Genomic DNA, 12,040 nt, shown 5'->3' on the forward strand with positions numbered 1-12,040 from the left:
CATGACGACCATTGAGCATTGGATCGGCGGGGCGTTCACGCGCGGCGCGTCGACCCGCACCGGATCGGTGTTCAACCCGGCGACCGGGGAGGCGCAGCGGCAGGTCCTCCTCGCTGAAGCCGCCGACGTGGACGCGGCGGTCTCGGCCGCCGCGAAGGCCTTCGAATCCTGGGGCGACTCCTCGCTGTCGCAGCGCAGCAAGGTGATGTTCCGACTGCGGGAACTGCTGTGCAAGCACGAGGACGAGATGGCGAAGCTGATCTCCTCGGAGCACGGGAAGGTCGTCGAGGACGCCCGCGGTGAGATCATCCGCGGCCGCGAGGTAGTCGAGTACGCCTGCGGCATCGCCGATGTCTTGAAGGGCAGCTTCTCCGATCAGGTCTCGCGTGGTGTGGACGTGTTCAACTTCCGCCAGCCGCTGGGCGTCTGCGCGGGCATCACGCCGTTCAACTTCCCGATCATGGTGCCGATGTGGATGCACCCCATCGCGATCGCCACCGGCAATACGTTCGTCTTGAAGCCTTCCGAGCGCGACCCGTCGGTGTCGAACCTGATCGCCGAGCTGTACGCCGAGGCCGGCCTGCCCGACGGCGTGTTCAACGTCGTCCACGGCGACAAGACCGCCGTCGACGCGATCCTGGACCACCCGGACATCGCCGCCGTCTCGTTCGTCGGCTCGACGCCGATCGCGAAGTACGTGCACGAGAAGGCGACCGCTACCGGCAAGCGGGTCCAGGCCCTCGGCGGGGCCAAGAACCACGCGGTCGTCCTGCCGGATGCGGACCTGGAGTTCGCCGCGAACCACTTGACCGCCGCCGCATTCGGCTCGGCGGGGCAGCGGTGCATGGCCATCTCGGTCGGCGTCGCGGTCGGCGATGCCGGTGACGCCCTGGTCGAGGTGCTGAAGCGCAAGGCCGAGGAGGTCAAAGTCGGTCCGGGCGACGACCCTGCCTCCGAGATGGGCCCGGTCGTCACGGCCGCTGCGAAGGACCGCGTGACCAGCGCCGTCGCCACGGGCGAAGCGCAAGGCGCCGAAGTGGTCGTGGACGGCCGGGACTTCCGCGTTCCCGGCCACGAGGGCGGCTTCTTCGTCGGCCCTTCGCTCCTCGACCACGTCACGGTCGACATGGACGCGTACAGGGAGGAGATCTTCGGGCCGGTCCTGTCGGTCGCCCGCGCCGCGAACATCGACGAGGCGATCGCGCTCATCAACGCCAACCCGTACGGCAACGGCACCGCGATCTTCACCTCCTCCGGCGCGGCCGCTCGCCGCTTCCAGCGCGAGGTCAAAGTCGGCATGATCGGCGTCAACGTCCCGATCCCCGTCCCGATGTCGTACTACTCCTTCGGCGGCTGGAAGGACTCCCTCATCGGCGACTCCCCGATCCACGGCCCCGAAGGCGTCCGCTTCTACACCCGCGTCAAGACCGTCACCACCCGCTGGCCCGAGGTCAAGCAGTCGGTCGACGCCGCATTCCATTTCCCCACCTCCAGCTAAGCACCGCAAAGGAGACCGTCAATGACGACGACACAAGCCCCCAACCTCCGGCTCGGATCGGCCCCCGACTCGTGGGGGGTGTGGTTCCCCGAGGACGAGCGTCAGCTGCCGTACGACCGGTTCCTGGACGAGCTCGCGGGCGCCGGGTACGAATGGCTCGAGCTGGGCCCGTACGGGTACCTGCCGACCGATCCGCAGGTGCTGGCCGACGAGGTCGGCTCGCGGGGCCTGAAGGTCTCGGGCGGGACCGTGTTCGGGAACCTGCACCGGCCCGAGAAGTTCGCGGAGACCGTCGACATCGTCTCGAAGGTCGCGAAGCTGACGGCCTCGCAGGGCGCGAAGCACGTCGTGTTCATCCCGCCGCTGTTCCGCGACGAGAAGACCGACGCGATCAACGACGTCACCGAGTGGGACGCGGAGGAGTGGAAGACCGTGCACGCCACGGCGAACCGCATCGGCAGGCAGATGTTCGAGGAGTACGGCGTGCAGATCGCGCTGCACCCGCACGCGGACTGCCAGATCATGACCCAGCCGCAGATCGAGACCTTCCTTGACGGGACGGACTCCGATTTCGTGTCCCTGTGCCTGGACACGGGCCACGTCGCGTACGGCGGCGGGGACAATGTGGACCTGATCCGGCGCTACGGCGAGCGCATCGGCTACGTGCACATCAAGCAGATGGACCCCGAGATCCTGCGGCAGGTGCGCGACGAGAAGTTGGGCTTCGGCGAGGCCGTCAAGCGCGGCGTATGCGTCGAGCCCCCTGCGGGCGTGCCGAACCCGGCCGACATCGTCACCGCACTGTCCACTCTCGACGCCGAGCTGTTCGTGATCGTCGAGCAGGACCTGTACCCGTGCGAGCCGGACGTCCCCCTCCCGATCGCGGTCCGCACCCGCAAGTACCTGGGCGGCTGCGGTCTCGGCGCCGGCCGCCAGCAGTCCTAGCCAAACCGAAGAATGAGGAGCACCATGAGCATCGGCATCGGCCTGATCGGCACCGGCTGGATCGGCGAGCAGCACGTGCACCGCCTGGCGAACGTCGTGGCCGGGGCGCGGGTCGTCGCGGTCTCGGACATCGACGCCGGGTCTGCCGGGAAGGTCGCGGCCTCGGTCGGCGCCCGCGTAGTCGACACGGCCGAGCGCCTGATCGCCGACCCCGAGGTCGAGGCGGTCGTCGTGACCTCGTGGGGTCCGGCGCACGCCGAGCAGGTGCTGGCCTGCATCGCGGCGGGCAAACCGGTGTTCTGCGAGAAGCCGCTCATCACCGAGATAGCCGACGGGCTGCGGATTCTCAAGGCCGAGCAGGCGGCCGGGCGCCGCCTCGTGCAGGTCGGGTTCATGCGCCGCTACGACGCCGGGTACCGGCAGATGAAGCAGGTCCTGGACGCGGGGGAGATCGGCGAGCCGCTCATGGCGCACTGCGTGCACCGCAACCCGAACGTGCGCGAGGCCTACACGACCGAGATGGCCGCCAAGGACACCGCCGTGCACGAGGTCGACGCGATGCGCTGGCTCCTCGGCGAGGAGTTCGTATCGGTGCAGACCGTGCTGCCGCGCAAGACCTCGAAGCGCTTCCCGCACCTGCAGGACCCGCAGATCTTCCTGTTCGAGACCGCTTCGGGCGCGCGCGTGGACGTCGAGGCGTTCGTGAACTGCCAGTACGGCTACGACATCCAGTGCGAGATCGTGGGCGAGGACGGCGCGGTGCGCCTGCCCGACCCGGCCGCGCCCGTGGTCCGCAAGGCCGCCAAGGCGAGCACCGAGGTGCTGCAGGAGTTCGGCGACCGCTTCGCGGACGCGTTCGACGTCGAGCTCCAGGACTGGGTCGACCACCTGCTCAAGGGCGAGGACCCGACCGGTCCGTCCTCTTGGGACGGTTTCGCGGCCACCGTGGTGGTGGACGCGGCAGTGCGCTCGCTGCACTCGGGCGAGATCGTCCCGATCGAGCTGCCCGAGCGCCCGGAGTTCTACGCCTAGAACCGCGAACGGCTTGGACCGCGCGCGCGGTGTTTGCTAAGGTCACGCAGTCAAGGCCCCTGCCGGCAGGCCGGGGCCTTCTCCGTGTCCGCGAGTTCATGAAGGTTCGCAAGTCCCATGCAGCAGTACGCGATGTTGATATCGCCCTCCGCCAACCGCGTCTACGCGCGCACCGCCGCCCGGATGGCGGCGAACGAGATCCGGGTCTTCAGCGCCCACGTCCTCGACGGCGAGATCGAGGACGTCGAGGAGGCCGTGTTCGGCGGCGTCCCGTACCTCGCCTTCCGCTCCGACTCGCTGAGCGCCCGCGACCTGCGGCTGCTCGCGAACCTCTCGTCCCTGTTCGCGCTGTTCGCGGTGCGCGGGGCGATGCTGGAGCCGGTCCGGGTCGAGCGGCTCGACCGGTACGACGACGACCTGATCACGATCCTCAAATACGTGGGCAAGACGAACGAGCAGTTCACGAAGCTGCTGCTGAACGTCACGGCCGCGGTCGCGCTGGCGCCCGACCGCATCCTCGGCGGCGGTGTGAAGGTCCTCGACCCGATGTGCGGGCGCGGCACCACCTTGAACCAGGCCGCGATGTACGGCTGGGACGCGTTCGGCGTGGAGGTCGACAAGCGCGACTTCGAGGCGTACGGCGCGTTCGTGCAGCGCTGGCTGAAAGACAAGCGGCTCAAGCACACCGCCGTCTCCAGCCGGGTGAAGCGCGAGGGCCGCGGGGTCGGGCAGCGCACCAGGGTCGAGTTCGCGGCGTCGAAGGAGCGCCACCGCGCGGGCGACGTGCAGGCGCTGGAGATCGTCAACGCGGACACGCTGCGCAGCGGCGAGGTGTTCAGGCGGGCGTCGTTCGACCTCGTAGTGACCGATGCGCCGTACGGGGTGCAGCACGCGGCGGTGCGGGAGACGCGGGCGCTGACGCGGCGGCCGACGGAGCTGCTGGAGGCCGCGGTCCCGGTGTGGGCGGACCTGCTCAAGCCCGGCGGCGGGATGGGGATCTCCTGGAACCTCCACACCACGGCCCGCGCGGATCTCGTTCTGATCCTTGAGGATTCGGGTCTGGAGGTCGTCGAGGACGGGCCCTTCCAGGATTTCGAGCACCGTGTCGACCAGGCGATTAACCGCGATCTGGTGGTGGCCCGCAAGCCTAAGTAGGAGCAGGGAGTGAGGCGCGCCGCCGGGTCCTGGGGGCCCCGGCGGCGCTTTCGGGTTCCGGCTAGCGGCGGCCGCGTGCTACGGCGAGGTCGAGGCCGCTGTCTTCGGCCACGTCCTCCCACTCGACGAACTTGAAGTTCGTGCTGGACTCGTCGGAGCCTTCGGGCGTGTTGTCGCCGTCCTGGACGACGAGGAGGCCGCCGTCGAAGCCGGGGAGGCTCACGTTGACGACGTCGGCGCCGTCGCTGTGCTGGGTCGAGTCGACATTGCCGTCGCCGATCGCGAAGGACCCGAGGTAGGGGTTCCCTTCGGCGAGCGAGTAGACGGCGTACGTGTCGTCGCCCTGGCTGGAGGCGAGGAGGTAGCCCTTGCCGCGGCCGGTGTCGTAGAGGGTGAGGCCTTCGATGTCGGTGCGCAGGTGCTCGCCGCCGTAGCCGGGGTTGTCGCCGGAGACGCACTCCTCGGTCTCGGGATCGAACTGGGCGGGCTGGCCGAACTCGACGGCGGTGTCGACGAGCTCGGGTTCGCCGGTGAGGTCGGCGTCGATCTTCCAGATGCCGACGAGTTCCTGCCCGAGGTAGGCGGTGCCGGTGGCGTCGTGGACGACCATGCCTTCGACCTGCGCGTACTCGCCGGGGTCGTCGCAGGTGGTCCAGGTGGAGCCGTCGGGCATCGCGAACTCGGCGGGGAGCGTGAGGGTGCGGATCTTCTTCCAGCCGACGGTGTCGCCCTTGGCTTCGAGCTTCAGCAGGGCCACTTCGGTCTCGGAGTTGCGGCTGACGAGGGCGTAAGCGCCCGTGGAGTCCTGCCACGTGGTGAGGCCGTAGGCGGTGTGCTCGCCGTTGATGTCCTCCTGCGACCCGCTGAAGATCCAACCGGCGCCCGGGTCGGTGACCTCGGTGAGCCCGTCTTCGTCGACGATGAAGACGCCGAGGTTGTCCATGCCCTTGTCGGAGGCGACCGCGAGGTCGACGGTCTCGCCGTCGAGCTTGAAGCCGCGGACGAGGTCGACGTTGTTGTAGCGGCCGGGCGCGTCGTCCTCGCCGGGGGCGGGCTTGGGCGCGATGTGCTGGACCTCTTCGCCTTCGAGGTCGTAGACGTAGATCCCGGCCTCCTTCGCGGTGGCGATGACGAGGCTGTCCTCGGGGTCGTCGGCGTCGACCCAGATGGCGGGGTCGTCGGCGTCGGCGTTGTCCTCGTCCCACAGCGCGGGGGTCTCGAGCTCGGCGGTCAGCCCGTCGTCGGAGGACCGGGGGTGGGCGTGCGCAGCGGCAGCGCACACGAGCACGGCGGCGGTGCCGCACGCGGTGAGGGTGAAGAGTCGGGAAAGCACGGAGTCTCCTCGATACGGGGTTGAGTTGTCGACTCGATGCTGGTCCCTCCCAATGAATCCCAGGTGAACAAGGCTCGACCGCCAGGGCGAATTCCGGGCACGCGCCTACCTCCGGGTCCTCCATAGGAGCCAGATGAAGTAGGGGGTGCCGATGAGGGCGCAGACGAGGCCCGCCGGGATCTGGGCCGGGGCGATCACCGTGCGGCCCAAGGTGTCGGCGAGGCTGACGAGGAGGACGCCGAGGAGGATCGAGACGGGCAGGACGCGGGTGTGCCTGCTGCCGACCAGGGCCCGGGCGAGGTGCGGGGCGACGAGGCCGACGAAGCCGATGACGCCGACGACCGCGACTGCCGCGGCGGTGAGCACGGCGGCCGCGCCGAGGAGGAGCAGCCGGGTGCGCTCGAGCCGGACGCCGAGGGTGCGCGGGGTGTCGTCGTCGAGTGCGAGGAGGTCGATCTCCTTGCGGTGCATCACGACTACCGGGATCACGAGTGCGAGCGCGGCGACGAGCGGGATGAGCCGCTCTGCCGTCCGCCCGTACGTCGAGCCGGAGAGCCAGGTCATCGCCTTGGGCGTGTCCCACGGGTCCGAGGCCAGGATGATCAGGGTGATCACGGCCATGCCGAGCGACCAGACGCCGATGCCGACGAGCACGAGCCGCCCGGTGTCGAGGCCGCCGCGCCACGCGAGCGCGTACACGATCCCGAAGGCGGCCAAGCCTCCTGCGGCCGCCACGCCCGTCACGGTCCAGGCGCCCGCGTTGGGGGCCCAGGTGATGAGGGTGACCGCGCCGATGCCCGCCCCGGCGGTGACGCCGAGGAGGCCGGGTTCGGCGAGCGGGTTGCGCAGGACGCCCTGCGTCACCGTGCCCGCGCACGCGAGCGCGGCCCCGGCGAGGATCGCGGCGAGGACGCGCGGGTAGCGCTGGTCGATGATCCACGTGTACGTGGACCCGGTCTTGCCCGCGAGCCAGTTGACGAGGTCGCCGCCGAGCAGCATCGTGTCCCCGGCGAGCATCCCGCCGACGAGTGCCGCGACGGCTCCGGCCGCGAGGCCGGTGACGATGAGCGCGTAGGCGATCCGGCCCCGGTTCGCGGCGCCGTGGAGGATCGCGGGCTTGTCCGGGGACCCGGCGCTGCGGACGCTGCGCGCGAGCCACACCATGACGCCCGCGCCGAGCAGGGTCGTGGTGACGCCAACCGGAATGTAGATGCTCTTCTCATCATCCACAGTGGCCCGGAGGGCGAGGTCGGCGCCGACGATGACGAGCGCGCCGCACAGGGCGCTGAAGGGGATGAGGACGCGGTGGGCGAGGAGCCCGGGGAGGCGCTGCGCGATCTGGCGGGCCATGACCGGCGCGGCGAGGCCGACGAAGCCGATCGGGCCGGCGACCGCTACCGCGCAGGCGGCCAGCATGAGCGAGCAGACCACGGCGAGCGTTCTGGTGCGCCGCACGTGGACGCCGAGGCTCGCGGCGGTGTCGTCGCCCAGGCGCAGCAGGTCCAGGCGCGGCCCGAGCAGCAGCGCCCCGGCGACGGCGAGGATGACGAGCGGCGCGGCCTGTACCGCGGGAGCGAACCCGGCGAGGCTGAGACTGCCCGAGCCCCAGGCGAACAGACCCGTGGTCGACTCTTCGAAGAGGATGAGCAGGACCGAGACGAGCGAGTTCGCGGCCATCGCGGTCGCGGACCCGGCGAGGATCAACCGGGTCGTGGCCGACCCGCCGCCGCCCGCGGCGAGCGCGAGCACGAGGCCCGCCGTCGCCACGGCCCCGGCGAACGCGACGCCGATCCCCGACAGGAGCGGGAGGCTGATCCCGAAGGCCGCCACAACAGTCACGGCCAGGTACGCCCCGGCGTTGACCGCGAGCGTGTCCGGGCTCGCGAGCGGGTTGCGCGCCACGGTCTGCAGCAGCACGCCCGAAGCGCCGAGCGCGAGGCCGACGAGGACCGCGGCGGCCAGCCGTGGCAGGCGCGCCCCTTCGAGCACGTTCCACACGCCCGGGTCGGCCGCGCCGACCACGAGCTTCAGCACGTCAACCGTGTCTACAGAGGACGTCCCCTGGGTCAGGTGCAGCGCCGAGAGCAGTACGAGCGCGCCGACCGCCGCGGTGAAGACCGCGGCGGTCGGCAGCAGACGCGGCGGGTTCGGGGCCGGGGCCGCAAGCCGCGCCGGCGTCACGGTGCTCAACTGCCGTAGACCTCGGCGAGGTAGTCGAGCAGGATCTCAGACGAGCGCGGGCCGCCGAAGGTCCAGGCGCCCTTGGGAAGCTCGTACATCGTGCCGTCCTTGACGAACTTCAGGTCGTCGTAGATCGGGTTGCCGACGAGCGCCTCGTTGAAGATGTTGTCGTCGAACGAGTTGTTGTACACCAGGTTCAGCTCGGTGTCGGTGTACTGCGCCAGGCCCTCGACGTCGGTGGCGCCCAGGCCCCACACGCCGTCGGTCTCGCCCTTCCATGCGTTCTGGAGGCCGACCTCCTTGGCGAGCGCGCCGAACAGCGAGCCTTCGCCGAAGGGCCGCACGGAGATCGAGGAGCCGTCGATCCAGCCGTCGACGATGAACACCGGGACGTCGGCCTTCCCGCCCGCCTGGATCGCGGCGGCGGTGTCGGCGAGCTTCGTCTCGAAGGCCGCCCACAGCTCGTCGGCCTCGGCGTTCTTGCCGGTGAGGTCGGCGATCATGTCGACGTCGCGGTGCATCCGCGCGAGGTTGTCCTCTTCGTTGGAGCCCTCGGTGACCAGCACGGGGACGAACTCCTCGAGCGGCTCGATGATGGCCTCGTTGTCGTTCTCGAGGATCACGAGGTCCGGGTTGAGCCCGGCGATCGAGTCGATCGACGCCTCGGCGCGCATGCCCACGTCGGTGACCGTGTCGTCGAGCGGCTCGGCCGCTCCGGCCCACACGTTGTAGCCCTCGATGTCGGCGACGCCGACGGGCATCACGCCGAGGCTGATGCTGATCTCGACCTCGGACCATTCGAGGATGACGACCCGCTCGGCGGGCTTGTCGAGCTCGACGGTGCGGCCGAGGAAGTCCACGGTGGAGACCGGGCCGGACTCGGCGGTCGTCGCGTCGTCACCGCCGCCCTCTTCGGTGGTGCCGCAGGCGGAGGCGGCCAGGAGCGCGGCCGCGGCCAGAGCCGCGGGCACGGCGGAGCGCTTGAGGTGGGGGAGTCGCATCGGGTTCCTTCTATTCGGTGGCGGTGCTGGCGAACCTGCGGCTGTGCCGGCCGATGGGCCGGGCCGTGAGCAGGCCGGTGGCGGGGTCGGCGTCGACGCGGATGTCGATGCCGTATGCGGCGGTGAGGTTCTCGGCGGTGAGCACCTCGGACGGGGTGCCCGCGGCCATGACGCGGCCGTCGTGGAGCAGGACCACGTCGTCGGCGACCGCGGCGGCCTGGTCGAGGTCGTGCAGGACGATGCCGACGGCCGTGCCGTGCTCGTCGGCGAGATCCCTGACGAGGTCGAGGATCTCGACCTGGTAGCGCAGGTCGAGGTGGTTGGTGGGCTCGTCGAGGAGGAGCACGGCGGTGTCCTGCGCGAGGCAGGAGGCGAACCAGACGCGCTGGCGTTCGCCGCCGGAGAGCGCTTCGACGCCCTTCTCGGCCATGTCGGCGACGCCGCAGATCTCCATGGCGCGCTGGATCTTCGCGGGTCCTTCCTCGTCGCCCTGGCGCCAGCGGCCGCGGTGGGGGTGGCGGCCGTAGCCGACGACGTCGACGACGCGGATGCCGCCGGGGACGGGCCGGGACTGGGCGAGGAGGGAGACGCGACGTGCGAAGTCCTTGGGGCTCAAGGCGGTCGCGTCGGTGCCGTCGGTGAACTCGACGGCCCCGGACTCGGCCTTGTGGAGGCGGGCGAGGGACCGCAGAAGCGTGGACTTGCCGGACCCGTTGGGGCCCAGGAGGGCCGTGACCCGGCCGCCGCGCAGGGTGAGGTCGGCGTCGTGCACGACGGTCTCGCCGTAGTAGGCGAGGCGGAGGGCGCGGCCGTTGAGACCGGCGTCGTCTGACATGTAGGTAAGGCTAACCTATCCCGCGCTAGTCCGCATCCGGGCAGGTCCGCGGTGAGGTGCGACGCGATTTCGCGTCTGTTATGCACAATGAATCCCATTCGCGCCCAAACGTTCCTCATCCAAGTGAGGAATCGGATACCACGCGTAAGAGTGAATTCCGGCGCGGCACTCTGGACTTGGCCGTGCCGGGTGGGGTCGACTGGTCCTAGGCGTCACCCGGCCGATGCACCCCGTGTCGGCTCGGCGCGCCAGAGAGGACCAACATGACACCGAATGCGAAGGTGGGGCCTTCGGGTGTCGTCATCGACGAGATCTGGACCGTCGAGCGAGTCAAGTCGCTCGGCGTGATGACGAATGTCGAGACGGCCGCGCAGATCCTCGGGATCGGCAGGACGGTCGCCTACCGGCTGGCGAAGGACGGACAGTTCCCCGTCCAGGTCCTTCGGATCGGCCACAGCTACCGGGTCCCGGTACTGCGGCTGCTCGAACTGCTCGGGGCGCCGGACCCCAGGAACGAGCGCGAGCGCATCCTGATCGACTGACGAACGCGAAACGGCGGCGCCGCCCCGGGGGAGGGGAGCAGCGCCGCCGCCTTTCACGTCTTACCGCTTCTTGCGCTTGTCCTTGTGCTGAAAATGCACGAAGAGCCGACCGAAGTTCTTCGAGTCCTTGTCCACCCGGTGGTACAGGGCCTTGACCTCTTTCTGGTCGAGGAACCTGAGCACCTTCTTCTTCAACTGCCCCGAGCCCTTGCCCGGGATGATCTCCACGAGGTCGATCTTCTTGGCGACGGCCTCGTCGATGACATCGCGCAGCGCCTTCTCGATCTGGTCGCCCTTGTTGAAGATGTCGTGCAGGTCCAGCACCAGTTTGGCCATGATCCGAGCCTAAGCGTCCGTGCGCGGGATGTCCGGCTCGATGTAGATGAGCTTCGCCTTCGGCACGGCCGCGCGGATGCGCGCCTCGGCCGCGTCGATCTGCGTGGCGACCTCTTCGCCGGTCGCCGAGGCGCCGATGCCGACCTTCGCCGCGACCAGCAGCTCGTCCGGGCCCACGTGCAGGGTCTTGAGGTGGATGAGGCTGCTGCCCTCGCCGTCGTTGATGGCCGTCTCGATCGCCGCGATGTCCTCGAGGGTCGCCGACTCGCCGATGAGCATGGAGCGGATCTCGATGGCGAGCACGATCGCGATGGCCACGAGCAGCACGCCGATGCTCATGGTGCCGAGCGCGTCGAACAGGATGTCCCCGGTGATCCACGACAGGCCCACGCCGATCAGGGCCAGGACGAGGCCGACGAGCGCGCCGATGTCCTCCAGGAGGATCACGGGCAGCTCAGGCGCGCGGGCGCCCTTGACGAACTGCACCCACGACTGCTTGCCGCGGACGTGGTTCGACTCCTTCACCGCGGTGCGCAGCGAGAACGACTCCAGGATGATCGCCAGGACCAGCACGACGACCGCGACCAGCGGGTTCTCCAGGCCGTGGTGGCTGTCACGTTCGCCCAGCTTGTGGAAGCCCTCGTACAGCGCGTAGACGCCGCCGATCGAGAACAGGACGATCGAGACGATGAACGCGTAGATGTACCGCTCGCGCCCGTACCCGAACGGGTGCGCCGGGCTCGCGGCCTTCCGCGAGGCCTTGCCGCCGATCAGCAGGAGGACCTGGTTCGAGGCGTCGGCCACCGAGTGGACGCCCTCGGCCAGCATCGACGCCGAACCCGTGATCCCCGCCGCGACGAACTTGCTGACCGCGATACCGGTGTTGGCCAATAGGGCCGCGACGATCGCCTTGGTGCCGCCTTCTGCTGACATCTGCTCGCTGTTCCTTCCGTATGTGTGCGTGACACGCAGAAAGGAGTCTGTCATGGCCCCGCCACACCGCACGCAATGAGGCCGAAGCATCCCGCCAGATGCGCTTGTGCGACGGAATTCACCATTCCGAAACGCGCGGATCGGCGCTACCCTGGAGAACAGGCGACGCCCCAGAAGTACATCGAGCTTCTGGTCAGGGCTAACGCTCGTACACCGCCAGGGGAGCACCGCTCCCGGCCGAACGCCTCT

11 protein-coding genes are annotated in these 12,040 nt (G+C 69.7%); 5 read left to right on the forward strand and 6 right to left on the reverse strand.

Annotated features, from left to right (window positions below):
* Position 1: 1 nt before the first annotated feature.
* The 4 genes from ACZ60M_RS03475 to ACZ60M_RS03490 all read left to right on the forward strand — a co-directional run bounded on the left by ACZ60M_RS03475 (position 2) and on the right by ACZ60M_RS03490 (position 4,630).
* Positions 2–1,498, forward strand: a complete 1,497-nt coding sequence (locus ACZ60M_RS03475) for a CoA-acylating methylmalonate-semialdehyde dehydrogenase (RefSeq protein ID WP_465414277.1) — start codon at positions 2–4, stop codon at positions 1,496–1,498.
* 21 nt (positions 1,499–1,519) lie between these two features.
* Complete coding sequence (locus tag ACZ60M_RS03480; protein ID WP_465414279.1) at positions 1,520–2,443, forward strand: TIM barrel protein; 924 nt, start codon at positions 1,520–1,522, stop codon at positions 2,441–2,443.
* Positions 2,444–2,467: 24 nt separating this feature from the next.
* Complete coding sequence (locus tag ACZ60M_RS03485; RefSeq protein ID WP_465414281.1) at positions 2,468–3,475, forward strand: Gfo/Idh/MocA family protein; 1,008 nt, start codon at positions 2,468–2,470, stop codon at positions 3,473–3,475.
* 117 nt (positions 3,476–3,592) lie between these two features.
* A complete protein-coding gene (locus tag ACZ60M_RS03490) occupies positions 3,593–4,630 on the forward strand; it encodes a TRM11 family SAM-dependent methyltransferase (protein WP_465414282.1) in 1,038 nt (345 codons plus the stop codon).
* Positions 4,631–4,691: 61 nt separating this feature from the next.
* Here the strand turns inward: ACZ60M_RS03490 and ACZ60M_RS03495 are convergent, their stop codons facing one another.
* From ACZ60M_RS03495 to ACZ60M_RS03510, 4 genes are all read right to left on the reverse strand, one after another.
* Positions 4,692–5,963, reverse strand: a complete 1,272-nt coding sequence (locus ACZ60M_RS03495) for a phytase (RefSeq protein WP_465414284.1) — start codon at positions 5,961–5,963, stop codon at positions 4,692–4,694.
* Between the two features lie 105 nt (positions 5,964–6,068).
* Positions 6,069–8,153 carry an iron ABC transporter permease gene (locus tag ACZ60M_RS03500; protein WP_465414285.1) on the reverse strand — a complete coding sequence of 695 codons (2,085 nt, stop codon included), beginning with the start codon at positions 8,151–8,153 and terminating at the stop codon, positions 6,069–6,071.
* Positions 8,150–9,145: an ABC transporter substrate-binding protein gene (locus ACZ60M_RS03505; RefSeq protein ID WP_465414287.1), complete on the reverse strand. Its 996-nt coding sequence runs from the start codon at positions 9,143–9,145 to the stop codon at positions 8,150–8,152. The genes ACZ60M_RS03500 and ACZ60M_RS03505 overlap by 4 nt, the downstream gene beginning before the upstream one ends.
* Before the next feature lie 10 nt (positions 9,146–9,155).
* Complete coding sequence (locus ACZ60M_RS03510) at positions 9,156–9,980, reverse strand: ABC transporter ATP-binding protein (RefSeq protein ID WP_465414289.1); 825 nt, start codon at positions 9,978–9,980, stop codon at positions 9,156–9,158.
* Positions 9,981–10,243: 263 nt separating this feature from the next.
* Here ACZ60M_RS03510 and ACZ60M_RS03515 point away from each other — a divergent pair, with 263 nt between their 5' ends.
* Complete coding sequence (locus ACZ60M_RS03515; RefSeq protein ID WP_465414291.1) at positions 10,244–10,522, forward strand: helix-turn-helix domain-containing protein; 279 nt, start codon at positions 10,244–10,246, stop codon at positions 10,520–10,522.
* A gap of 60 nt (positions 10,523–10,582) precedes the next feature.
* Here ACZ60M_RS03515 and ACZ60M_RS03520 read toward each other — a convergent pair whose 3' ends face one another.
* Together ACZ60M_RS03520 and ACZ60M_RS03525 are read right to left on the reverse strand one after the other, a co-directional pair.
* Positions 10,583–10,858, reverse strand: a complete 276-nt coding sequence (locus ACZ60M_RS03520) for a Smr/MutS family protein (RefSeq protein WP_465414292.1) — start codon at positions 10,856–10,858, stop codon at positions 10,583–10,585.
* A 9-nt stretch (positions 10,859–10,867) separates the two neighbouring features.
* Positions 10,868–11,791 carry a cation diffusion facilitator family transporter gene (locus ACZ60M_RS03525; protein WP_465414294.1) on the reverse strand — a complete coding sequence of 308 codons (924 nt, stop codon included), beginning with the start codon at positions 11,789–11,791 and terminating at the stop codon, positions 10,868–10,870.
* Between the last annotated feature and the right edge of the window lie 249 nt (positions 11,792–12,040).

Source organism: Glycomyces sp. NPDC050141, assembly GCF_055586545.1.